General features: G+C 65.4%; 22 protein-coding genes. 15 read left to right on the top strand and 7 right to left on the bottom strand.

Annotation, left to right across the window (positions count from 1 at the left end; genetic code table 11):
• Positions 1-17 precede the first annotated feature (17 nt).
• Both VIF40_RS05105 and VIF40_RS05100 read left to right on the top strand, forming a co-directional pair.
• A complete protein-coding gene (locus tag VIF40_RS05105) occupies positions 18-1,520 on the top strand; it encodes a hypothetical protein (RefSeq protein ID WP_331936442.1) in 1,503 nt (500 codons plus the stop codon).
• Positions 1,521-1,619: 99 nt separating this feature from the next.
• Positions 1,620-3,011, top strand: a complete 1,392-nt coding sequence (locus VIF40_RS05100) for a heme biosynthesis protein HemY (RefSeq protein WP_331936441.1) — start codon at positions 1,620-1,622, stop codon at positions 3,009-3,011.
• A 35-nt stretch (positions 3,012-3,046) separates the two neighbouring features.
• Here VIF40_RS05100 and VIF40_RS05095 read toward each other — a convergent pair whose 3' ends face one another.
• From VIF40_RS05095 to VIF40_RS05085, 3 genes are read right to left on the bottom strand one after another with little or no spacing between them, the layout of a single operon-like run.
• Positions 3,047-3,616 (bottom strand): Smr/MutS family protein, encoded by a 570-nt coding sequence (locus tag VIF40_RS05095; protein ID WP_331936440.1) that lies wholly within the window; start codon positions 3,614-3,616, stop codon positions 3,047-3,049.
• Positions 3,609-4,724, bottom strand: coding sequence for a murein transglycosylase A (locus tag VIF40_RS05090; protein ID WP_331936439.1), 1,116 nt, complete (start codon positions 4,722-4,724; stop codon positions 3,609-3,611). Before VIF40_RS05090 ends, VIF40_RS05095 begins: the two co-directional genes overlap by 8 nt.
• 11 nt (positions 4,725-4,735) lie before the next feature.
• Positions 4,736-5,431 carry a Tim44/TimA family putative adaptor protein gene (locus VIF40_RS05085; protein ID WP_331936438.1) on the bottom strand — a complete coding sequence of 232 codons (696 nt, stop codon included), beginning with the start codon at positions 5,429-5,431 and terminating at the stop codon, positions 4,736-4,738.
• Between the two features lie 161 nt (positions 5,432-5,592).
• Between VIF40_RS05085 and VIF40_RS05080 the strand changes: the two genes are divergently transcribed.
• Entirely contained in the window at positions 5,593-6,060 is a 468-nt protein-coding gene (locus tag VIF40_RS05080; RefSeq protein WP_331936437.1) for an FxsA family protein, read from the top strand.
• Between the two features lie 117 nt (positions 6,061-6,177).
• The gene (secB, locus tag VIF40_RS05075) at positions 6,178-6,657 is read left to right on the top strand and encodes a protein-export chaperone SecB (protein WP_331936436.1); all 480 of its coding nucleotides are present in this window, start codon (positions 6,178-6,180) and stop codon (positions 6,655-6,657) included.
• Between the two features lie 18 nt (positions 6,658-6,675).
• Here secB and dnaQ read toward each other — a convergent pair whose 3' ends face one another.
• The 3 genes from dnaQ to VIF40_RS05060 are packed head-to-tail and all read right to left on the bottom strand — an operon-like array spanning position 6,676 to position 8,696.
• Entirely contained in the window at positions 6,676-7,428 is a 753-nt protein-coding gene (gene dnaQ, locus VIF40_RS05070) for a DNA polymerase III subunit epsilon (RefSeq protein ID WP_331936435.1), read from the bottom strand.
• Positions 7,429-7,449: 21 nt separating this feature from the next.
• Positions 7,450-8,067: a dephospho-CoA kinase gene (gene coaE / locus VIF40_RS05065; RefSeq protein ID WP_331936434.1), complete on the bottom strand. Its 618-nt coding sequence runs from the start codon at positions 8,065-8,067 to the stop codon at positions 7,450-7,452.
• Complete coding sequence (locus VIF40_RS05060; protein WP_331936433.1) at positions 8,064-8,696, bottom strand: Maf family protein; 633 nt, start codon at positions 8,694-8,696, stop codon at positions 8,064-8,066. Before VIF40_RS05060 ends, coaE begins: the two co-directional genes overlap by 4 nt.
• A gap of 470 nt (positions 8,697-9,166) precedes the next feature.
• Between VIF40_RS05060 and hemE the strand changes: the two genes are divergently transcribed.
• From hemE to VIF40_RS05020, 8 genes are all read left to right on the top strand, one after another.
• The gene (gene hemE, locus VIF40_RS05055; protein ID WP_331936432.1) at positions 9,167-10,204 is read left to right on the top strand and encodes a uroporphyrinogen decarboxylase; all 1,038 of its coding nucleotides are present in this window, start codon (positions 9,167-9,169) and stop codon (positions 10,202-10,204) included.
• 3 nt (positions 10,205-10,207) lie between these two features.
• Positions 10,208-10,627, top strand: a complete 420-nt coding sequence (gene hemJ, locus VIF40_RS05050; RefSeq protein ID WP_331936431.1) for a protoporphyrinogen oxidase HemJ — start codon at positions 10,208-10,210, stop codon at positions 10,625-10,627.
• A gap of 227 nt (positions 10,628-10,854) precedes the next feature.
• Positions 10,855-12,123, top strand: a complete 1,269-nt coding sequence (rho, locus tag VIF40_RS05045) for a transcription termination factor Rho (RefSeq protein WP_331936430.1) — start codon at positions 10,855-10,857, stop codon at positions 12,121-12,123.
• A gap of 288 nt (positions 12,124-12,411) precedes the next feature.
• Positions 12,412-13,716 (top strand): tRNA uridine-5-carboxymethylaminomethyl(34) synthesis GTPase MnmE, encoded by a 1,305-nt coding sequence (gene mnmE / locus VIF40_RS05040; protein WP_331936429.1) that lies wholly within the window; start codon positions 12,412-12,414, stop codon positions 13,714-13,716.
• A 33-nt stretch (positions 13,717-13,749) separates the two neighbouring features.
• Positions 13,750-15,609, top strand: coding sequence for a tRNA uridine-5-carboxymethylaminomethyl(34) synthesis enzyme MnmG (gene mnmG / locus VIF40_RS05035; protein WP_331936428.1), 1,860 nt, complete (start codon positions 13,750-13,752; stop codon positions 15,607-15,609).
• Complete coding sequence (gene rsmG / locus VIF40_RS05030; RefSeq protein ID WP_331936427.1) at positions 15,606-16,268, top strand: 16S rRNA (guanine(527)-N(7))-methyltransferase RsmG; 663 nt, start codon at positions 15,606-15,608, stop codon at positions 16,266-16,268. Before mnmG ends, rsmG begins: the two co-directional genes overlap by 4 nt.
• A gap of 1 nt (position 16,269) precedes the next feature.
• Positions 16,270-17,091 carry a ParA family protein gene (locus tag VIF40_RS05025; RefSeq protein WP_331936426.1) on the top strand — a complete coding sequence of 274 codons (822 nt, stop codon included), beginning with the start codon at positions 16,270-16,272 and terminating at the stop codon, positions 17,089-17,091.
• 67 nt (positions 17,092-17,158) lie between these two features.
• Positions 17,159-18,037 (top strand): ParB/RepB/Spo0J family partition protein, encoded by an 879-nt coding sequence (locus VIF40_RS05020; protein ID WP_331936425.1) that lies wholly within the window; start codon positions 17,159-17,161, stop codon positions 18,035-18,037.
• A gap of 61 nt (positions 18,038-18,098) precedes the next feature.
• Here VIF40_RS05020 and VIF40_RS05015 read toward each other — a convergent pair whose 3' ends face one another.
• On the bottom strand, positions 18,099-18,815 hold the full coding sequence (locus VIF40_RS05015; protein ID WP_331936424.1) for an MgtC/SapB family protein: 717 nt from the start codon (positions 18,813-18,815) through the stop codon (positions 18,099-18,101).
• Positions 18,816-18,996: 181 nt separating this feature from the next.
• On the opposite strand from VIF40_RS05015, the gene VIF40_RS05010 reads away from it, so the two are divergent.
• The 3 genes from VIF40_RS05010 to ahcY all read left to right on the top strand — a co-directional run bounded on the left by VIF40_RS05010 (position 18,997) and on the right by ahcY (position 21,793).
• Entirely contained in the window at positions 18,997-19,431 is a 435-nt protein-coding gene (locus VIF40_RS05010; RefSeq protein ID WP_331936423.1) for a four-helix bundle copper-binding protein, read from the top strand.
• A gap of 188 nt (positions 19,432-19,619) precedes the next feature.
• The gene (locus VIF40_RS05005) at positions 19,620-20,186 is read left to right on the top strand and encodes a hypothetical protein (RefSeq protein ID WP_331936422.1); all 567 of its coding nucleotides are present in this window, start codon (positions 19,620-19,622) and stop codon (positions 20,184-20,186) included.
• Between the two features lie 200 nt (positions 20,187-20,386).
• A complete protein-coding gene (gene ahcY / locus VIF40_RS05000; RefSeq protein WP_331936421.1) occupies positions 20,387-21,793 on the top strand; it encodes an adenosylhomocysteinase in 1,407 nt (468 codons plus the stop codon).
• Positions 21,794-21,817: the final 24 nt, after the last annotated feature.

The following is a 21,817-nucleotide window of genomic DNA, read 5'->3' as shown; positions in this document are numbered from 1 at the left end:
CGAGGAGCCCCGAACACATGGCGCAGCACGACAAAGACCCCGCAGCGGACAGCCACGAGGCGTCGGAAACACCGGCCGGAGACGTCTGGACGACGACGAGCGTCGATCGTCCGGTCGAGGCCGAGCACGCTGAGCCGCAAGCAAATTCGGCGCCCGTGAGCGAGGCCGCGCCTGCGCCCGAGCCGCGCCGCAAGAATTGGCATCGCTTCACCCTTTTCGCGGCGACGCTCGGCCTGCTCGCGACAGCGGGGGCGATCGGCGCCTATCGATTCCGCGACAAGCACGAGAAGCTCGCCGCTTTCGCCACTGTGGTGGACGAGGTTTTCGCACGGCCGGAGAAGCTCGTCTCGGCGCTGCGCGAAAACGTCGTGAAATGGACCGGCAAGCCGGCGAAACCCGCCGAAATCGCGAAAACCCCCGCGCCGGTCGAGATCGGCGCGACGCCCGCTCCGAAGCCCGCCCCCGTCGAGGCGAAGCCGGCGGAACCCGCCCCGCCGCGCGCGGACGACCGGGTCACCTGGTCGTCGCCTGCGCCGATTCCGCCGCCGATTCCCGCGCCTGAGCCGGTCGCGTCTCCCGAGCCCGCCAAACCGGTAGCGGAGACGAAACCCGTCGCGGCGCTGTCCAGCGAGCAGACCGAGGCGCTGGCGCGGCGCGTCGATGAATTGGAGCGAATCGCGCGCTCGGCGCAGACTCTTGCCGAACAAGCGCTCGCCGAGCAGACTCGCGCCAGCGGCGAAGCCGCGCGTGCGGAGCCGAAACTGCCCGACTCGAAAGTCCAAGACAGCTCGAAGATCCAAGACAACTCGAAGTTGCGGGACGTCGAGGATAATGTCGCCGGTCTCGAGGGCCGCATCGACTGGCTCTCCGATCGGCTCGACGAGCTGCGCGAGAAGCTCGAGACTTCCAAGAACGAGAGCCGCGTCGCGCGCGAGGCCGAGCCGGCTCCGGCTCCGGCTCCCCAAATCGTCGCGCCCGCGGCGGAGGAGGCTCCCAAGGGCCCCAATCCGGCGACGATCGTGGTGGTCGCGCATTCGTTGCAGCGGGCGCTGGATCGCGGAACGCCCTTTCCATCCGAATACGCCGTGCTGTCGGCCCATGGCGCCGACGCCGACGCGCTGGCCGCGCTCGCCCCTTCGGCCGAGAAGGGCGCGCCCGACGCGCGCGCGCTGCGCGCCTCCTTCCATCCGCTGATTCGCAAGCTCGAGGCCTCCGCGGAGCTGAAACCCGACGCGCCGCTGGCCGATCGGCTGCTGCAAAGCGCCTCCAAGCTGGTGAAGGTGCGCACCGCCACCGAAAAAGAGAAGGCGTCGATCGGCGACATCGCCGCCAAATTGGAGGCGGCGCTCGATCGCGGCGAGATCGAAGCGGCGCTCGCCGCATTCGCGGAGCTTCCCGACGACGCCAAAGCCGTCGCGCATGATTGGGAAGAGGCTGCTCGACGCCGCGTCGACGCCGAGAAAGCGGCGGCGTCCCTTCTCTCGAGCGCGCTGGACGCGCTCGCAAAAACCAAGAATTGAGCGGAGCTTCGGAAGAACGGCGACGGTTTTCCGGCGATCATCCAGCTGAAACAAAATCTAAGCAGACGTGCTTAGAGCCGAGGCGAGGATCTACGACCCATGATTCTGCTGCTCTTTTTCATCGCGGCGCTGGCCGCCTCGTCGATCGGCCTCCATTGGCTGATCGAGCATCCCGGCTCGATCACGCTCGACTGGGGCGACTATCACATCGAGACGACGCTCATCGTCGCCGTGGGGGCGCTGATCGCGGCGGTCGCGGCGATCATCGTCGCCTGGGCGATCATCGTCTATTTCTTCCAGGCCCCCGCCCGCATGAAGCAGGGCTCCCGCGCCAAGCGTCGGGAAAGAGGCTTTCAGGCGCTCTCGCGCGGCATTGTGGCGGCCGGCGCCGGCCATTTGGCCGAGGCCAAGCGCGCCGCCAAGGAAGCGGTCAAAAATCTGGAAAAAGAGCCGCTGACCTATCTGCTGCGCGCGCAGGTCGCCCAGCTCGAGGGTGATCGCGTCGGCGCCGAGACTGCCTTTCACGAGATGACGCAGCTCTCGGAGACGCGGCTGCTCGGCCTGCGCGGTCTGCACATAGAGGCCAAGCGCCGCAAGGACGACGAAGCCGCGCATCATTTCGCCGATCAGGCGCATCAGCTCGCGCCGCTGCCCTGGGCCGGCCATGCGTTGCTCGAGCATCATGGCGCGCAAGCCGATTGGGAGGAGGCGCGCATCGCCGTCGAGGCCAATCTGAAGGCCAAGGCCATCGATCTGCCGACCGCGCAGCGTCTACGCGCCGTGGTCGAGACCGCGATGGCGCTGGAGAAGCAGGCGGAGCAACCGAGCGAGGCGCTGCATCTCGCCCGCCAGGCGATCAAGCGCGCGCCCGATCTGGTGCCGGCCATAGCGCTGATCGGGCGGCTGCTCGCCCGCCATGGCGACAGCGCCAAGGCGCTGAAGTTGCTGGAAAAAGCCTATGGCGAACAGCCGCACCCCGATATCGCCGAGGCGTTTCTCGAGACCGCGCCGAGCGAGTCCAACGCCGAGCGTCTGGCGCGGGTGAGGAAATTCGTCGCCGCCGCCTCCCATACGCCGGAATCGGGAATACTGGTCGCGCGCGTGGCGCTGGCGGCGCGCGATTTCGCCGCGGCGCGCAAGGCGCTCGGTCCGCTGGTCGCCGAGGGCAAGACGCCGACCGCCCAGGTCTGCCTGCTGATGGCCGAGCTGGAAGACGCCGAGAACGGCCCCAGCGGGCCGGTGCGGGAATGGCTCGCCCGCGGCTCGCGCGCGCCGCGCGATCCCGCCTGGATCGCCGATGGCGTCATCTCCAGGCGCTGGGCGCCGGCCTCGCCGGTCACCGGCAAGCTCGACGCCTTCGTCTGGGCGACGCCGCCGGAGGCCGTGCGCGGACCGACAGAGGACGCCCACGCCGATATTCCCGCCGCCTTTCTGACGCGGCCGGAGCGGCTGCTGGAAGCCAAGATCGAGGAAGAAGGCGCGACCGTCTGATCGGCTCGCGCGCGGAATAGGCGTCCCTCGCCCGCCTATTTCGCACCGCGCGGACGCCGGATCTGCACATAGAGCGCGCCTTCGCCGCCATGATTATGCGCCGCCTCGCCGAAGCCGACCACGAGATCGCGCATCGCCGGCGCGCTCAGCCAAAGCGGGGCGAGCCGGCGCAGCACCCCGCCCTCCTCGCTGCGAACGCCCTTGCCGGTCACCACGATCGCCATTCGCGCGCCGGCCGCCTGGGCGCGGCGCAGGAAATCATAGAGCGCCATCTGCGCCTCGGCCTGCCGCAGCCCGTGCAGATCGAGCTTGGCGTCCACCTCGAGCCGGCCCCGACGCAATTTCGTGCGCGTGCGGTGATCGATCTCCGCCGGCGGCGCCGCAGGCCGGGGACGCGATTTCTTCTCGGCCGGCGGCGGAGCCGGCGCAGCCGCCCCGGCCGAGCCTTTCTTCGGCTCGGGGCTTTTTTCGGCGGGCTGCTCCTCCGACGCGCGCCGACGCCGTCCGCGCGCGGGCCGCACATCCGCCGTCACCTTGTTCCAGAGCTCGATCTCTTCGCGAGACAGAAAACGCGAGCGACGTGATTCGCGCGGCGGCTCAGTCATCGCCACGCTCCGCGCCACGCGGCAGCAGCACGGTGAATCGGGCGCCATGGCGGACGAGGCCGGCGAGCGCGCCGGCCCGCTCTCCGGCGCCGAAGAAAAGATCGGCGCGGGCCGGCCCCAAAATCGCCGAGCCGGTGTCCTGCGCGATCATCAGCCGCTCGAACGGCTCCGCGGTCGCGCTGCGCCACGGCAGCGTTCCCTCGATCCAGAAGGGCAGGCCATAGCTCCACAGCGAGCGGTCGACGGCGATGGAGCGCAACGGCGTCAGCGCGCAGCCCTGGCCGCCGATCGGCCCATCGCGCCGCTCGGGCGAGGAATCGGCGCGGAAGAACACATAGGAGCGGTTCTCCTGCATCAGCCGCGCGCCCGGCGCGCCGTCCTGCTGGCCGAGCGCGCGAATTTCCGCCTTCAACCGCTCGAGCGACATTTCGTTCGGCGGCACGAGGCCGCGCTCGATCAGCAGACGGCCGATCGATGTGTAGGGGCGGCCATTGCGGCCGTCGTAGGTGAGCGGCAATTCGCGCCCATCGGCGAAGCGCAGCCGCGCCGAGCCTTGCACCTGGATCAGAAACAGCTCGACCCTGTCGCGCAGAAAAGCGATGGGCGCCGGCCGAATGTCCGCCGGGCCTTCCTCCAGGGCGCGGCGATCCGGATAGGGCTCGAGGCCGCCATCCGGCCGACGCCGCGCCGAGGTGAGCGTCTCGCCCGCCTCGCCGAGGATGGGCGCGTCGTTCAAGGTGACGAGATCGGCCGGGCGCGCCGGAACCGGCGTTCGGAACGCGGCGTCGGGCGTATCCCGCGCCTCGATCACGGGCTCGTAATAAGCGGTGACGAATCCGGGCGCGCGCAGGCGAAACGGCCGGAAATGCGCGGCGAAAAAATCCAGCGCCGCATCACGAGAGAGCTTCGCCTCGTCGATCGCGCAGGCGATGCGGCAGACATTGGCCAAGGCCTCGTCCGCCGGCCGCGCCGGCCGCAGTGGCGATGCGGGGGAGAGGATGACGTCGGCCGAGCGCCGAAAGACGCGGAAGGCCTCCTGGAGGTCATCCTGAAACAGGGCGTCGATCGCGTCGAAACCGACCGGCTCGAGATCGGTGGACGCGCTCACGCAAGGTCCGCCTAATGGACCGTTTCGGTCGCTACGAGCTTCCAATTCGGATCACGCGCCGCAACGTCGCGCGCGAAAGTCCAGAGGTCGACGATCTCGAGCGGCCGCTCTGGATCGCCCTCGATCACGGCGCCGGCGCTATCGCGGCGGATGGATTGGAGCTTGACGACGAAACGAAGGGTGATCTGCGCCTTGCGGAGCTCGACCTTGGCGTCTTCCACGGTCGCCGAGTCGATGGAGACGACATGGGCGTCGGCGGCGTCGCCGCGTTGCTCGCGCGCGGATATCTCCCCGGAGAAACTGTCGAACACTTCAGTCGAGAGGAGATTGCGCAGCGTGTCGCGATCGCCCTTGGCGAAAGCCTCCACGATCATCTCATAGGCTTTCTTCGCGCCATCGACGAAGGCCGGGGCGGAGAAGCCGCGATCGGCGGCGGCGATCTGGTCGAGTCCGCGCCAGCCGGCGCTTCCCGATTCGGCGAGGCCTTTCCAGCGATCGGCGGCGAGCGGGGCGGAAGCGGGCGCTTGGGTGAAAGCGGGGCTTTGCGCCGTAGGCGCCGGGCCGAGCCGCCGCGCGGGGCTCGCGCGATCGGAAGCCGGGCCTTCGCGATCGACGCGCACGCCGAGGACCGACCACAATTTCCAGACGACGAAAGCCGCGAGAGCGGCAAAGACGAAGATGGTGGGGTCGAAATCGGATCCCGACAAAGGGCGTCTCCCGGTCGCAGGGATTGTCCGGTATCATGTCGCGTCCCAGATGTCACGAATCAACCCCTCGCCCGGGGAACGCGCGCGATAGCGCATTGCCGAGGGTGAGACGCCGAAGGCGGGCGGGACGGCGGGACGGAAGGTATGGAGGGCGCAACGACGTGAACAAGTCGAAACTCCTCGCCTATGCGCTGACGGGCTGGCTCTTCGTCGAGATCATCGCTTTCGTTCTCGTCGTGCAGTTTCTCGGCGTGCTTGCGGCCGTCGCGCTCGGCGTCGGCACCACTCTGCTGGGGCTCGCCGACGTCAAGCGGCTCTTCCTCTATCTGCGCGGCCGGATCGGCCAGCCGCGCGAGGAGACGAAATCCGGCGTCGCTCTGCTCGACGGCGGGCTGGAGGCGGTCGGCTCGCTGCTGCTCATCCTGCCGGGCTTCGCCTCCGATCTCGTCGGCCTGGCGCTGAAGTCGCCGTCGATCCGCTCCCAAGTCGCCGACCGCATCCGCGGCAAGACGCAGCGGCGCGGCCCGGCGACGATCGATCTGTCGCCCGGCGAATGGAAGGCGATCATCGACGAGGGTCCCAAACGCCGCGTGCGCGCGCGCCGCGCCCCTCCGGCCAAAGTCGTCTGATCGGACTGACGTCAAACCCCGTTGTCGCCCGCGAGGGGACGTGTTAGGCGGGCGCCGTGACAGGCGTCGCCATCCCGTTGCGCCTGTCGGGAGCCGAAATCGGCTGGGAGTTCGACGATGACCGATACGAATGGAAACGGCTCCGGCCCGGCTGGCGCCCCATCGCTCAATGTGCTCGTGCAATATGTGAAGGACCTGTCCTTCGAGAATCCGAATGCGCCGCGCTCGCTGCAGCCGCGCCAGAATCCGCCGGAGATCGGCATTCAGGTCAATGTGAACGCCAAGCAGATGTCGGCCGACGACTTCGAGGTCTCGGTGACGCTGGAAGCCTCGGCCACCGAGAACGACGAGGTGCTGTTCAAGCTCGAAGTGGATTACGGCGGCGTGTTCCGCCTGCTGAACATTCCGGCCGAGCAAGTTCATCCCATCGTGATGATCGAATGCCCGCGCCTGCTGTTTCCGTTCTTGCGCCAAGTCGTCGCCGACGCCACGCGCAACGGCGGCTTTCCGCCCCTCTATATCGATCCGATCGACTTTTTCGCGCTCTATCAGCAGCGCGCGGCCCAGGCGCAGCAGACCCCCGCCAACGCCAATTGAGACGAGACGGGCGGGCCGTCAGGCTCGCCTCTCCATCGCCTCGGCGCTTCGGTTCTCGGAATCTCGGACCGCCGCTTCTGGCTCCGCGAGATAGCCGAGCCACACGGGCGCTTTTCCGAGCGTGGCGACGAAGGCCTCATGCGCCGCTCGTTCCGCCCCGGTAAGCAGCGGCTCCAGCCTGTGCGGACGGCTGCGCAGAAATTCGCCGCCTGCCTCCTCGGCGAGCGTCGCCGCATCGGCCTGCAGAATGAGAGCGGATTGGCGACCGCCCATCAGCTCCGCATAGACCTCGGCGAGAAGCCCGGCGTCGAGCAAGGCGCCATGCTTTTCGCGCCGCGAGAGATCGACGCCATAGCGCTGGCAGAGCGCGTCCAACGTGTTGGAGGCGCCGGGGTGACGGCGACGGGCGATGGTCAGAGTGTCGACGACGCGATCGGAGGCGATCGCCTCCATCCCCAGCAGGCCGAGCTCGAAATTGACGAAGCGCATGTCGAATTCGGCGTTGTGCGCGACGAGATCGGCGTCGTCGACGAATTCGAGAAAGCTCGCGGCGATCTCGCGGAACTTCTTCTGGCCGGTGAGAAAGGCCGAGGAGAGGCCATGCACGCGAAACGCCTCTTCCGGCATATCGCGTTCCGGATCGAGATAGAAATGATAGGTGCGGCCGGTGGGAATGAGATTGGAAATCTCGACCGCGCCGATCTCGACGATGCGATGACCCTTGGTCGGATCCAAGCCGGTCGTCTCCGTGTCGAAGACGATCTCACGCATCGCTCGCCTCTTTCGCATAAATCAACGCGACGTCGCTCGCCGCTTCAGCGCATCGAGAATTAACCGAACTTCCTGCCGAGCGGAATCCAGCCCGCGGTCGCTATGCACCACGAAATCGGCGCCGGCGCGTTTTTCGGCGTCCGGCGTCTGCTTGGCGAGGATGGCGGCGAATTTCTCCTCCGTCATGCCGGGGCGCGCGAGCACACGCGCGCGCTGAATCTCCGCCGGGGCCGACGCGACGACGACGGCGTCGACATCCTTCTCGGCGCCGATCTCGAAGAGCAGTGGTATGTCGAAGACCACGATGCGCTCGACGGCGCGGCGACAGGCTTCCAGAAATTCATCGCGCTCGGCGGCGACGAGCGGATGCACCAGCGCCTCGAGACGGCGCAAAGCCTCCGGATCGCCGAGCACGCGGGCGGCGAGGCGGGCGCGATCGACGATGCCGTCGCTGGTGGTTCCGGGAAACATCTCTTCTATGCGCGCCGCGGCCGGGCCGCGATAAATCTCATGCACGGCGCGATCGGAATCATAGACGGGGACGCCCTCGGCGCGAAAAAGATCCGCCGTCGTCGATTTGCCCATGCCGATCGAGCCGGTGAGCCCGATGACGAGAGGACGCTCCGCATCGGCGCTCATGAGAGCAGCGCGCCTTCGCGCCGCAGCGCCGCCAGCACCGGCAGCAGCGGCAGGCCGATGATGGTCCAATGATCGCCGACGATGCGCTCGAAGAGATGAACGCCGAGGCCCTCGATCTGATAGGCGCCGGCGCTGGTCGTCGCCGCCTCGGCCACATGATCGAGATAGCCGGCCAGAAATTCGTCCGAGACGTCGCGCATGGTCAGATCGGCATGAGCGACGGTCTCGAAAAGGAGAGCGCCATCGCGCGCGATCGCCGCCGCCGAATGCAGCCGATGGGTGCGGCCCGAGAGAAAGCGCAATTGCGCGCCGGCGTCGGCGACGGTCGCGGGCTTGCCGAATTGGCGTCCCTCGCAGCTCGCGACCTGATCGGCGCCGAGAACCAGAGCGCCCGGCCGCGCCGAGGAGACGGTCCTCGCCTTGTCCCGCGCCAGTCGCGCCGCGACGGCGTCGGCGTCCCCGCCGGCCGCGAGGACCTCGGCCTCGACCGCGCGCTCGTCGATCTCGGCCGGATGGACGAGAAAGGGCGCGCCGGTCTGCGCGAGCGCCAGGCGACGACCTTCGCTCTTGGAGGCGAGAATCAGCGGCTGGGCATGGAGCCAGAAGGGGCGGGAGCGATCGAGCGACACCGAAACCTCCTCGCTTCGTTGCCCACAGGGCCGAGCGCGGTCGTGGGCATAGTGGGGACAAATAGCGCCGCCGGACGGAGCCATGTGCACAGCTGCGCATAACCAGGCGGAGTGATCAACAGGCGTTAAAGCGGGTGACGAAAAGCTGGAGCCTGACCGTGAGGAGGCGAGAGTCCAGACCGTCAAACGCCATCCCTGTCGAAACATGTCTATAAATCATTGTTATTATTTTATTTACGAGCCTATCCACAAGCTGCCCCGGAATCTCTCTACAGCTGCGTTCATGGCGCCGTAAGGTGTGGACAAAAGGTTGACGAAAATTAACTTCCGTTAATGAATGCCTAATAAAATCAAAAAAATCTCTTAAAGATTAAATTTTCCTTTTGTGTCGTTTTGGGCTAGCTCCAATGCCGGGACGAGCGCCGACGTCGTTCTCCCTCATGTCCTGACCTTGTCGGAGCCGAAGCGCAATGGGTGATCGTAAGCCGCTCCTCGCCGTTCTAAACGGCGAAGCACAGGCCGTCCCGCCGATCTGGCTGATGCGCCAGGCGGGCCGCTATCTCCCCGAATATCAGGAGCTTCGCGCCAAGGCCGGGAGCTTTCTCGACACTTGCTACAATCCGCAGACCGCGGCGCGGATCACGTTGCAGCCGATCGAGCGTTTCGGCTTCGACGCAGCGATCTTGTTCAGCGATATTCTCGTCGTGCCGGACGCGCTCGGTCAGAAGGTCTGGTTCGAAGCGGGGTCCGGCCCGCGGCTCGTCCCGGTCGAGAGCGACGAGGATATCGCGGCGTTGGCCGAGAGCTTCGCCATCGACAAGTTGACGCCGGTTTTCGAGACCATCGACCGCGTCAAGGGCGCGCTGCCGAAATCAGTGGCTTTCATCGGCTTCTGCGGGGCGCCTTGGACAGTGGCCAGCTATATGATCGCCGGCCGCGGCACGCCGGATCAGGCGCCGGCGCGGCTCTTCGCGTTTCGCCGGCCGGAGGCTTTCGCGAAGCTCATCGACATATTGGTCGAGGCTTCGACCGCCTATCTCATTCGCCAGATCGACGCCGGAGTCGAAGCGCTTCAGCTGTTCGACAGCTGGGCGGGCGTGCTGCCGCCGCTCGAATTCGAGCGCTGGGTGGTCGCGCCGCTGACGACGATCATCGGCAGGGTGAAGGCCGCGCGGCCCGGCGTTCCGATTATCGCTTTCGTGCGCGGCGGCGCGACCCATCTGCCGGATCTCGCCGAACGGCTCGGCGCCGACGCGCTGGGGCTCGACACGGCGATCGATCCCGGCTGGGCGGTGAGGGAAATTCCCGAAGGAACGGCGTTGCAGGGAAATCTCGATCCGCTGGCTCTGCTCGCCGGCGGGGCGGCGCTCGATCGGGAAGTCGACAGCATCTTGCGGAGCTTTGCGGGACGTCCGCATATATTCAATCTGGGTCATGGCGTGTTGCCGGAGACGCCGCTAGAGCATGTCTCGCAATTGGTCGCGCGTATTCGCAGAACAGGAAATTGAATCATGTATCTCTGGATCAAAGCTTTGCATGTGATCGCGGTGATCTCCTGGATGGCCGGGCTGCTGTATCTGCCGCGGCTCTTCGTCTATCACACGGAAGTCGGGCAGGGCGCGCCGTCCGCTCTGTTCAAGAAGATGGAGCGCCGGTTGGCGCTCTACATCATGGCGCCGGCGATGATCGTGTCCTGGCTCGCGGGTCTGGCGCTGATCTATTTCGGCTCCTTCCATGGCGCTGGATGGCTGCACGCCAAATTAGCGCTCGTCGTCTTGCTGACCGGCGTCCACTTCTATTTCGGCGTCACGCAGAAGGCTTTCGAGCGGGACGAGAATCACAAGCCGGCGCGATTCTTCCGATTCGTCAATGAAGTTCCGACGCTGCTGATGATCGGCATCGTCATTTTGGTGATCGTCAAGCCATTCTGACGGCGGAGCTTTTTCCCCGAATTTCATCGGATCGTCACGTGCTTCGGGCGGAAGGCTTGCGTTTCCGCCCGAATGGGATTAATTGCTCTATCACTCACCTCAGGCAGATCGTCGTTTCAAGCGACAGCCGGACCCAGACCGGCTCATCGGGGCATCGGCCCCGCTTCCCTTCTGCCCATCCCGCCCTAGCCCGAGTTTCATCCGAATATCGTCGAGGATTGTCCCAAATGGGGGAAATCAAGCTTCAGGACCTGAAGTCCAAGTCGGCCGCCGAGCTTCTCGCCTTCGCGGAGGAGCATGAGGTCGAGGGCGCGTCGCTGATGCGGCGTCAGGAACTGCTCTTCGCCATATTGAAGCAATTCGCCGGCCGCGACGTCGAGATCGTCGGCGAAGGCGTCGTCGAGGTGCTGCAGGACGGCTTCGGCTTCCTGCGGTCGCCGGACGCCAATTATCTCGCCGGACCGGACGACATCTATGTGTCGCCCTCGCAGATCCGGCGTTTCGGCCTGCGCACCGGCGACACCGTCGAGGGCATGATCCGCAGCCCCAAGGAGGGCGAGCGCTACTTCGCGCTGCTCAAGGTCAATTCGATCAATTTCGAAGACCCGGAGAAAGTGCGCCACAAGGTCCCCTTCGACAATCTGACGCCGCTCTATCCAGACGAGCGCCTGAAGCTCGAGATCGACGATCCGACGCGCAAGGATCTTTCCGCCCGCGTCATCGATCTCGTCGCGCCGATCGGCAAGGGGCAGCGCGCGCTGGTCGTCGCGCCGCCGCGCACCGGCAAGACGGTGCTGCTGCAGAATATCGCGCAGTCGATCACGACCAATCATCCGGAATGCTATCTGATCGTGCTGCTCATCGACGAGCGCCCGGAGGAAGTGACCGACATGCAGCGCTCTGTGAAGGGCGAGGTGGTGTCCTCGACCTTCGACGAGCCGGCGGTGCGCCATGTGCAGGTCGCGGAGATGGTCATCGAGAAGGCCAAGCGGCTGGTCGAGCATCACCGCGATGTGGTGATCCTGCTCGACTCGATCACGCGTCTCGGACGCGCCTACAACACTGTGGTCCCATCCTCCGGCAAGGTGCTGACCGGCGGCGTCGACGCCAATGCTCTGCAACGTCCCAAGCGTTTCTTCGGTGCCGCGCGCAATATCGAGGAGGGCGGCTCGCTGACCATCATCGCCACGGCGCTGATCGACACCGGCTCGCGCATGGACGAGGTGATCTTCGAAGAATTCAAGGGCACGGGCAATTCGGAGATCATTCTCGACCGCAAGGTCTCCGACAAGCGCGTCTTCCCGGGAATCGACATCACCCGCTCCGGCACCCGCAAGGAGGAGCTGCTGGTGCCGTCGGATGTGCTCAAGAAGATGTATGTGCTGCGCCGCATCCTCAATCCGATGGGCACGGTCGATGCGATCGAGTTCCTGCTCGGCAAGCTGCGCGAGACGCCGAAGGGCAACGCCAGCTTCTTCGATTCGATGAATACCTGAGTCGGCGCCCTCGGACGCGCCGGCGATGTGAATTCGCGGGGAGAGCGTGTTCGAGGGCTTCGCCAATGTCTGGACGATTGTCCGCTCGGCGCATGAGCGCCGTCATCTCGAAGCGCGAGGGCGAGCTCCAGTGGGCGTCGCGCGAGCTCGCTGAGCTTGTGTTTTCCGCTTAAAAGCCGCGGCTTTGCTTTCGCATGGCGCCTGCGCCGAAGGGGAAGGCGCGCTCGGTTCTTTCTCCCGCGAGGAAATTCGAGTAGAGCGGTGCGGTCTTCTCGCGGATGACTGGCGATGTCGAGTGAAACGATCTTTGCCTCGGCTACAGGTGCCGGGCGCGCGGCGATCGCGGTGATTCGGCTGTCCGGTCCGTTGGTCGGCGCGGTGGTGGAGCGGCTCGCCGGGCGGCTTCCGCAGCCGAGATTTGCGCAATATGCGCGTCTCGCCGATCCGCGAAACGGCGAGACCATCGATCGCGGCCTCGTCCTTTACTTTCCGCAGCCCAATTCGCCGACCGGCGAGGATTACGCCGAGCTTCAAATTCACGGCGGGCGTGCGGTGACGCGCGCGCTGCTGCGGGTTCTGAGCGATTTTCCCGGGCTGAGGGAAGCGCAGCCGGGGGAATTTGCGCGACGAAGCCTCGCCAATGGCAAGATGGATCTATCGCAGGTCGAAGGCCTCGCCGATCTGATCGAGGCGGAAACGGAGTTTCAGCGCCGTCAGGCGATCCGGGCGCTGGGCGGGGCGCTGCGCGAGCGAGTCGAGAGCTGGCGCGGCGGGCTGATCCGCGCTCTGGCTCTGGTCGAGGCGGAGCTGGATTTTTCCGATGAGGGCGATGTCTTCGAGACGGCGACAGCGCTTCGACCATTGCTGGCGTCGCTAATCTCGGAAATGGCGGATGTGCTGGCGACCGGCGAGCGGAGCGAGCGGCTCCGCGATGGTTTTGTCGTGCTTCTGCTCGGGCCGCCGAATTCGGGCAAATCGACGCTGCTCAACACGCTGGCTCGCCGCGAGGCCGCAATCGTCTCGCCAGCGCCCGGAACGACGCGAGACATGATCGAGGTCCATCTCGATCTCGGCGGAATGCCGGTCACTCTGGTCGACACGGCGGGGCTACGGGAGGCGACCGATGAGATCGAGCGCATCGGAATCGCGCGCACGCGGGCGCGGATCTGCGAGGCCGATCTGCTGCTCTGGCTATCGGATGGGGGCGGGGATGCGCCGCAATCGGAGGCGATCGCCGGGGTGGATTCGATTCGCGTCGCCACCAAGGCCGATTTGCGCCGTTGCACAGCAGATGAACTTGCAATTTCCGCTCGAACAGGGTTTGGAATAGATCGACTTCTGGAGGAAATGACGGATCGCGCCAAGCGACGTCTGGGCGATGGCTCGACGGCGCTTCTCACCCGCGAACGGCATCGGCGGCTCATTCAGGAGACGAAAGACGCGATCGAGACGAGTCTCGATTCCGGCAAGCCGCTCGAATTCGTCGCAGACGATCTTCGTGTCGCCGGCCGGGCGCTCGGCCGGATTGTCGGCGCCGTCGATGTCGAGGATGTGCTGGATGCGATTTTCTCGCAATTTTGCATCGGCAAATAAAGTTTCACGTGAAACACGATCGAGGATGAAGAGGTGAGCCGACCGGCCTATGACGTGATCGTGATCGGCGGCGGCCATGCTGGCTGCGAGGCCGCGGCCGCGGCTGCGCGGCGTGGCGCGCGCACGGCTTTGCTCACCCATGATCGTGCGACGATCGGCGCCATGTCCTGCAATCCGGCGATCGGCGGGCTGGGCAAAGGCCAGCTCGTCCGCGAGATCGACGCGCTCGACGGTCTCATGGGCCGCGTCGCCGACGCCGCTGGAATTCAATTTCGTCTGCTCAATCGTTCCAAGGGTCCCGCGGTTCGCGGCCCCCGCGCTCAGGCCGACCGCAAGCTCTATCGCGAGGCGATGCAGGCGGCGATCGCCGCGACCCCCGGTCTCGAGATCATAGAGGGCTCGGCCGAAGGATTGGCGGTCGAGCACGACCGCGTTATCGGCGTCGATTTGGGCGGCGATCTCGGCAAAGACCGGCTCGTCGCGGGCGCGGTGGTGGTGACCACCGGCACCTTTTTGAACGGCGTGATTCATATCGGCGCGACGCAATTTTCCGCAGGGCGCATGGGCGAGCGCCCGTCGATTGGACTGGCGGATGATTTGCGACGCATCGGCTTTGCGACGCGGCGCCTGAAGACCGGCACGCCGCCGCGCCTCGATGGACGCACGATCGACTGGACTCGGCTCGAGGAGCAGAAGGGCGACGAGACGCCGGAGCCCTTCTCCTATCTCACCAAGGCGATCACCAATCCGCAGATCGCCTGCCACATCACACGAACCAATGCGGCGGCGCATCGCGTCATCCTCGACAATCTCCAGCATTCGCCGATGCGCAGCGGCGCGATCTCCGGGCCCGGCCCGCGCTATTGTCCGTCGATAGAGGATAAGGTCACACGTTTCGGCGATCGTGACGCTCATCAGATTTTTCTCGAGCCGGAAGGGCTCGACGATGACACCGTCTATCCCAATGGCGTCTCGACGTCGTTGCCGGAGGCGGTTCAGCACGCTTTCATCCAGCAGATCGAGGGGCTGGAAGCGGTGCGGATTCTGCGGCCCGGCTATGCAATCGAATATGATTTCGTCGATCCGCGCGAGCTCGACGCGACGCTGGAGACCAAGCGCATCCAAGGGCTTTTCTTCGCCGGTCAGATCAACGGAACGACCGGCTATGAGGAGGCGGCCGCGCAAGGTCTGGTCGCCGGGCTCAACGCAGCCGCGCGCGCGGCGGGCAAGGGCGCAATCGTGCTCGACCGCGCCGAGGCCTATCTCGGCGTGATGATCGACGATCTCGTGACCCGGGGCGTCAGCGAGCCCTATCGCATGTTCACCTCGCGCGCCGAATATCGACTGTCGCTGCGTTCGGACAATGCCGATGAGAGATTGACCGGCAAAGGGCTCGAGATCGGCTGCGTCGGCGGCGAGCGCGCGGGCGTTCATCGCGAGCGCATGGATCGGCTCGGCCGCGCGCGCGCGCTGCTCGAGCAATTGTCCTTGACCTCCGCGGCGGCGGCCAAGGTCGGTCTGCCGATCAATCAGGATGGGCAGCGGCGCAGCGCCTATGCCTTGCTGTCTTTTCCGGAGATCGATCTGGCGCGGCTCGCGTCGATCTGGCCGGAGCTTCTCGCGATCGATTCACAGACGGCGGCGCGCGTCGAGACCGATGCGCGCTACGCCGTCTATCTCGACCGGCAGAGCGCCGATATCGAATCCTATCGGCGGGATGAGCAGCTCGCTTTGCCGTCGACGCTCGACTATGCCGGGATCGGAGGGCTCTCCGCGGAGCTATGTGCCAAGCTATCGGTCCTTCGGCCCCGCACGCTCGGGCAGGCGCAACGGATCGAAGGCGTGACCCCGGCGGCGCTCACGCTTCTGGCCGCGCGGGCAAGGCGCGGGTGAGCGAAAAAATGGTCGGCAAGGCGAAGGATCGCGCCAGCGATCGCGACAATGCTTTGAAGCTCGCGCCATCGTTGCAGCCCTATGTGCGCGAGCTCGAGATCTACGAATCCCTGCTGCGCAAATGGCAGAAGTCCATCAACCTCGTCGCGGACAGCACGCTGGATGAATTATGGACGCGGCACTTCGCCGATTCGGCGCAGATTCGGGAGTTTTTCCCGGGCCTGGAAAGCTGGGTCGATCTCGGCTCCGGCGCCGGCTTTCCCGGCATGGTTCTGGCGATCTGCCTGAAAGATCGCGCCGGCGGCAAGGTTCATTTGATCGAGAGCGATCAGCGCAAGGCCGCCTTTCTGCGCGCTGTTTCACGTGAAACAGGCGCCGCGGCGGAAATTCATGTCGGCCGAATCGAAAGTGAGCTGCCGCTCATCGTCGACGCCGTGGACGGCGTCACCGCCCGCGCGCTCGCGCCAATGCCGCAATTGATCGAATGGTCACGCGAACTTCTGTTGAAAAACGCCAAAGGCGTGTTTTTAAAAGGCGAAGACTGGGCGATCGAATTGACCGGCTCGAGCGCCGCGGATAGTTTCCAGATCTGGACTTTGCAGAGCCGAACCCATTCGTCCGGCCGCATTATCGCCCTTGCGCGGGATTTTGGAGCTTGACGTGACCGACGTTCCACATCCCCGCATTCTCGTGCTCGCAAATCAAAAGGGCGGCGTCGGCAAGACGACGACCGCCATCAATCTCGGCACGGCGCTCGCCGCCGTCGGCGAGTCGGTGCTCGTCATCGATCTCGACCCGCAGGGCAACGCCTCGACCGGGCTCGGCGTCGATCGCAAGTCTCGCCGAATTTCGACCTATGACGTGCTGCTCGCCGAGAGCAGCCTCGCCGAGGCGATTGTCGCCACCGCCGTGCCGCGGCTGTCGATCGCGCCTTCGACGCTGGATTTGCTCGGCGTCGAGCTCGAGATCGCCAGCGACAAGGAGCGCGCGTTTCGCTTGAAGCGCGCCGTCGCCGAGCTCTTCGCCGCGGAGCGCCGCGACCACGCCCTGACCTTCAGCTATATTCTGATCGACTGCCCGCCCTCGCTCAATCTTTTGACCATCAACGCGCTCGCCTGCGCGGATGCGGTGGTGGTGCCGTTGCAATGCGAATTCTTCGCGCTCGAGGGCCTGTCGCAGCTGCTGTCGACCGTGGATCAGGTGAAGCGCTCGCTCAATCCGCGGCTCTCGATTCATGGCATTGTGCTGACGATGTTCGATCCGCGCAATAATCTGGCGACCCAGGTCGTCGCCGATGTGCGGCGCTTCATGGGCGACAAGGTCTATGAGACGGTGATCCCGCGCAATGTCCGCGTGTCGGAAGCGCCGTCGCATGGCAAGCCCGTGCTGCTCTATGATCTCAAATGCAGCGGCAGCCAGGCCTATCTGAAGCTCGCGACGGAAGTCATCCAGCGCGAGAAGCAGCTGCGGACGGCCGCCTGACGCAAGGATCGATAGGCCGCCCGCTCCGGGCGATTTCCGCTTCACGGATTGAAGGACCTTTCTCGCAATGGCCGAAGAAGCGACGCGCAGAAGATTGGGGCGGGGGCTCGCGGCTCTGATCGGGGATGCGGGCGAGGAGGCCGCGGCGGTCGATCGCGCGCGCGGACAGCGCCGGGCTCCGATCGAGTTTCTGCGGCCCAATCCGCGCAATCCGCGCGTGGCCTTCAATGAGGAGGATCTTGCCGATCTCGCCGCTTCCATTCGCGAGAAAGGCATTATCCAGCCGATCATCGTGCGCACGGTTCCGGGCGTCGCCGACGCCTATGAGATCATCGCCGGCGAGCGCCGCTGGCGCGCGGCGCAGCTCGCCAATCTCGCCGATGTTCCGATCGTCGTGCATGAGGCAGACGATCGCGAGGCACTCGAGCTCGCCATCATCGAAAACGTCCAGCGCGCCGATCTCAATGCGATCGAGGAGGCGCGCGGATATGAGCGGCTGGGCAAGGAATTCGGCTATTCGCAGACTGATCTCGCCAAGATCATCGGCAAGAGCCGCTCGCATGTCGCCAACACGCTGCGGCTCCTCAATCTGCCCGAGGCCAGCCGACGGCTGGTGACGGAAGGCGCGATCTCGGCAGGCCATGCGCGCGCGCTGCTCGCGGTCGACGATCCAGATGCTGTGGCGCGGCGAGTCGTGGAGCAGGGCCTGACCGTGCGCGATGTCGAGCGGCTGGGACAGGAAGAGGCGCCCGGCGGCAAGCTGGAGACGAAGTCACGCAAGCCGCGCGTCGATAAGGACGCCGATACTGTGGCGATGGAAAAGCTGCTGACCGACGCGCTCGGCCTTTACGTGTCGATTCATCATCGCGAGGAGAGCGGCGAATTGCGCATCCGCTATGCGACGCTGGAGCAGCTCGACGGATTGTGCCGAAGACTGACGGGGTGAGGCGAGCGGTCGAAATCCTGTCGCCCGCCGGCCTGTCACTCGCCGGCCAGTCGCCCGCCTGTCACTCGCTCGTCTGCGCGGTCCAGCTCGCGTGCTCGACGCCTGCGATTTTCTCGAGATCGGCGGCGACGGAGTCCAGCTCTTTGGGGTCGACGCTGGTCGAGGTTAAAATTGCGACGAGCTCCACCTCGCCTTCGCCGCGCTCCAATTCCTCGATCTCGCGCACCGGATAAGCGGCCGCTTCGAGCTTCTCGACCATGAGATCGCGCAAGGCGTCGCGCCGCGTCTGCGAGACGGTGACATGCAGGCGGTAGACCGCTTCCGTCGAGCGCTCGTCGATCGGCGCGCGTTCGATGAGGTGGACCAGCGGGCGCAGCAGCATATTGCCGGCGAGCGTGAAGATCGCCATCAGCACCGCCTCGGCGGCGTGATCGGCGCCGGCGAATGCGCCGGTGACCGCCGAGCACCAGATGGTCGCGGCGGTGTTGACGCCGGTAATATTGGCGCCGTCCTTTATGATGACGCCGGCGCCGAGAAAGCCGACGCCCGAGGCGATATAGGCGAGCACTTGCGTCGCGCCGATATTGCCGTTGAGCCGCATGCCGAGATCGACGAACGCCGCCGCGCCCAGCGCCACCAGCGCATTGGTGCGCAATCCCGCCGTGCGCTGGCGATATTGCCGCTCGGCCCCGATCAGCGTGCCGAGAAGCAGCGCAACGAATAGAGATATCAAAGAATTGAGAAATTCTGGCGCGTTGAAGCTCGCTATGGCCGCCATTATTCGCTTCCGTATCTTTGTCCGCCGCGATCTCGCGCAACCCGACGAATCATTGTCACCCTAGGGTCACAGTCGCAAAACTTCGCGACGATTTTTACTCGAGAATTCGATCGCGATTGAATCTTGCTCGCAAAAGCTTAAATTTGAAAATGTTGTTGTTCCTAAACTCAGGGGGAGATTCATGGAACGTCGGCAATTTGTAACAGCTATCGGCGCATTGGCCGCCGCCACCGCCGCCACGGGGACTTTGGCGGCAGAAGACCCGCACGCTCATCATCACGGCGGCGGCAAATATAAGGCTCTGTTCGAATCCAGCACTCATTGCGTCGCCGCGGGCGAGGATTGCCTGCGTCATTGCTTCGAGATGCTCGCGGCGAACGACGCCAGCATGGGCGCTTGCACCAAGTCGACCTTCGACGTCGTCGCGGCCTGCAAGGCTCTGGCGTCGCTCGCGGGCACGAATTCGAGCCTCACGCCCGCCTTCGCCAAGGCGGTGAACGAGGCCTGCCTCGCCTGCAAGAAAGAATGCGACAAATTCCCGAATATCGCGGAATGCAAGGCTTGCGGGGATGCGTGCAAAGCCTGCGCCGACGAGTGCCAGAAGGTCGCGGCCTAAAGGAAGGCCTGACAATTTGCGAGACGCGCTACCGCGCGTCTCGTTTTGGACGATCGGACGATTATATTGAGCTTTGCGCGCCGCGGCGGCCGACGGCGCGGATTTATGAGGCCTCGGGATATTCTCGAGGAGCCGCCGGCCATCCTCCCGCCTGTCGCGAGCGACATGATCGAAACGGAGCCTGCAAAGTGACCGAGCGAGCGCCCGAAATCCTCTCGCCCGAGGCGCATCCTCGCGGCGTGGCGTCCTTTTTTCTGCGGCAATGGCCGTATTTCATCATGCTGCTGCTGGCGCTGTTCGGCGTCGCCTACACCAGCGTGACGCGCCAGGGCATGACCACCTATTGGATCGTGCTGGCCCCGATCTTCGGGCTGATCAGCATCGCCGCCGGTTGGCCGGAGGCGGAGACCGCCGAGGAGAAATGGCGCCTCGTGCGCACGCAGACGCTCCATTGGGGCGCGGTTCTCGCCGCCATGTGCCTCATCTTCATCGGCGACGTGAAGCAGATGATGAATTCCGACAGCAGCGCGCTCACCGTGCTCACCGTGCTGGCGCTGGGCTCCTTCACCGCGGGCGTGCATGCCGAGGCCTGGCGCGTGTCGCTTGTCGGCGTGCTGCTCGGCCTCGCCGTTCCGGCCATTGCCTGGCTCGAGGAATCCACCTTGCTGATCATGCTGATCGTCGCCGTGATCGCCGCGCTCGGGGCTTTCATCTTCCTGCGCGACCATAAGCCGGTAGGAGAGCCGCTCGCATGAGAGCCGCTCGCATGAGCATCCGCCCTGAAGCGCTGCCGGGCGTGAAAGCTGCCCGGCTCGCGCTGCGCGACATGCGCCGCCGACGCTGACATAAAGACTTGTTTATATCTTTATTGCATCTGCTCCGCCGCCTTGCTATAGGCGGCCAGGCCCGTCGCGCTCGCCTCAGCCAAGGCGAGACAACGCCTGAAGGGAGCGTCATGACCACCCATTTCAACGATTATGTCGTCGCCGACATCGGCCTCGCCGATTGGGGCCGCAAGGAGCTCAATATCGCCGAGACCGAAATGCCCGGTCTGATGGCGACCCGCGCCGAATACGGCCCGTCCCAGCCGCTCAAAGGCGCGCGCGTCGCCGGCTCGCTGCATATGACCATTCAGACGGCCGTGCTGATCGAGACGCTGAAGGCGCTCGGCGCGGATGTCCGCTGGGCGTCGTGCAACATTTATTCGACGCAGGACCATGCCGCTGCGGCCATCGCCGCCGCCGGCACGCCGGTCTTCGCCATCAAGGGCGAGACCCTCGAGGATTATTGGGACTACACCCATCGCATCTTCGAGTGGAGCGACGGCGGCACGCCGAACATGATCCTCGACGACGGCGGCGACGCGACGCTGCTCATCCATCTCGGCCTGCGCGCCGAGAATGGCGACACCGCCTTCCTCGACAAGGCGACCAATGAGGAGGAGGAAGTCCTCTTCGCCGCGATCAAGAAGCGCCTCAAGGCCAATCCGGGCTTCTACAAGCGCAACGCCGAGGCCATCAAGGGCGTGACCGAGGAGACCACCACCGGCGTGCATCGTCTCTATGTGATGCACAAGGAGGGCAAGCTCCTGTGGCCGGCGATCAACGTCAATGATTCGGTCACCAAGTCGAAGTTCGACAATCTCTACGGCTGCCGCGAATCGCTTGTCGACGGCATTCGCCGCGCCACCGACGTGATGATGGCCGGCAAGGTCGCCTGCATCGCCGGCTATGGCGATGTGGGCAAGGGCTCGGCCGCTTCGCTGCGCAACGCCGGCTGCCGCGTGCTGGTCACGGAGATCGATCCGATCTGCGCCCTGCAGGCGGCGATGGAAGGCTATGAGGTCACGACGATGGAGGATGCGGCGTCGCGCGCCGACATCTTCTGCACGGCGACCGGCAATGTCGACGTCATCACGACCGAGCACATGCGCGCCATGAAGGATCGCGCCATCGTCTGCAACATCGGCCATTTCGACAGCGAGATCCATGTCGCCGGCCTGCGCAATCTCAAATGGCACAATGTGAAGCCGCAGGTCGACGAGGTCGAGTTCGCCGACGGCAAGCGCATCATTCTGCTCGCCGAAGGCCGCCTGGTGAATCTCGGCTGCGCGACCGGCCATCCGTCCTTCGTGATGTCGGCCTCCTTCACCAATCAGACGCTGGCGCAGATCGAGCTGTGGACCAAGCAGGCCCAGTATCCGGTCGGCGTCTACACGCTCCCCAAGCATCTCGACGAAAAGGTCGCGGCGCTGCATCTCGACAAGATCGGCGTGAAGCTCACGAAGATGACCGAGCAGCAGGCCGCCTATCTGAACCTGCCGCAGGCCGGCCCGTTCAAGCCGGATCACTACCGCTACTGATTTTTCGGCGACGAGACGGCGGCG

Origin of the sequence: Methylosinus sp. (assembly GCF_036560965.1) — a bacterium.
In the GTDB taxonomy this organism is placed as follows: Bacteria; Pseudomonadota; Alphaproteobacteria; order Rhizobiales; family Beijerinckiaceae; genus Methylosinus.
The sequence above is the reverse complement of the archived record's forward strand: the minus strand, read 5'-3'. Positions and strand labels throughout refer to the sequence as shown.

Excerpts from the sequence above, each read along its gene's own strand:
- VIF40_RS05020 (WP_331936425.1), top strand. The coding sequence starts at position 17,159 with ATGGCCGAAGAAGCGACGCGCAGAAGATTGGGGCGGGGGCTCGCGGCT.
- coaE (WP_331936434.1), bottom strand. The coding sequence starts at position 8,067 with ATGAGCGCCGATGCGGAGCGTCCTCTCGTCATCGGGCTCACCGGCTCG.
- VIF40_RS05015 (WP_331936424.1), bottom strand. The coding sequence starts at position 18,815 with ATGGCGGCCATAGCGAGCTTCAACGCGCCAGAATTTCTCAATTCTTTG.
- VIF40_RS05095 (WP_331936440.1), bottom strand. The coding sequence starts at position 3,616 with ATGACTGAGCCGCCGCGCGAATCACGTCGCTCGCGTTTTCTGTCTCGC.
- hemJ (WP_331936431.1), top strand. The coding sequence starts at position 10,208 with ATGTATCTCTGGATCAAAGCTTTGCATGTGATCGCGGTGATCTCCTGG.
- VIF40_RS05105 (WP_331936442.1), top strand. The coding sequence starts at position 18 with ATGGCGCAGCACGACAAAGACCCCGCAGCGGACAGCCACGAGGCGTCG.
- hemE (WP_331936432.1), top strand. The coding sequence starts at position 9,167 with ATGGGTGATCGTAAGCCGCTCCTCGCCGTTCTAAACGGCGAAGCACAG.
- ahcY (WP_331936421.1), top strand. The coding sequence starts at position 20,387 with ATGACCACCCATTTCAACGATTATGTCGTCGCCGACATCGGCCTCGCC.
- VIF40_RS05100 (WP_331936441.1), top strand. The coding sequence starts at position 1,620 with ATGATTCTGCTGCTCTTTTTCATCGCGGCGCTGGCCGCCTCGTCGATC.
- rho (WP_331936430.1), top strand. The coding sequence starts at position 10,855 with ATGGGGGAAATCAAGCTTCAGGACCTGAAGTCCAAGTCGGCCGCCGAG.
- VIF40_RS05010 (WP_331936423.1), top strand. The coding sequence starts at position 18,997 with ATGGAACGTCGGCAATTTGTAACAGCTATCGGCGCATTGGCCGCCGCC.
- mnmE (WP_331936429.1), top strand. The coding sequence starts at position 12,412 with ATGTCGAGTGAAACGATCTTTGCCTCGGCTACAGGTGCCGGGCGCGCG.
- secB (WP_331936436.1), top strand. The coding sequence starts at position 6,178 with ATGACCGATACGAATGGAAACGGCTCCGGCCCGGCTGGCGCCCCATCG.
- dnaQ (WP_331936435.1), bottom strand. The coding sequence starts at position 7,428 with ATGCGTGAGATCGTCTTCGACACGGAGACGACCGGCTTGGATCCGACC.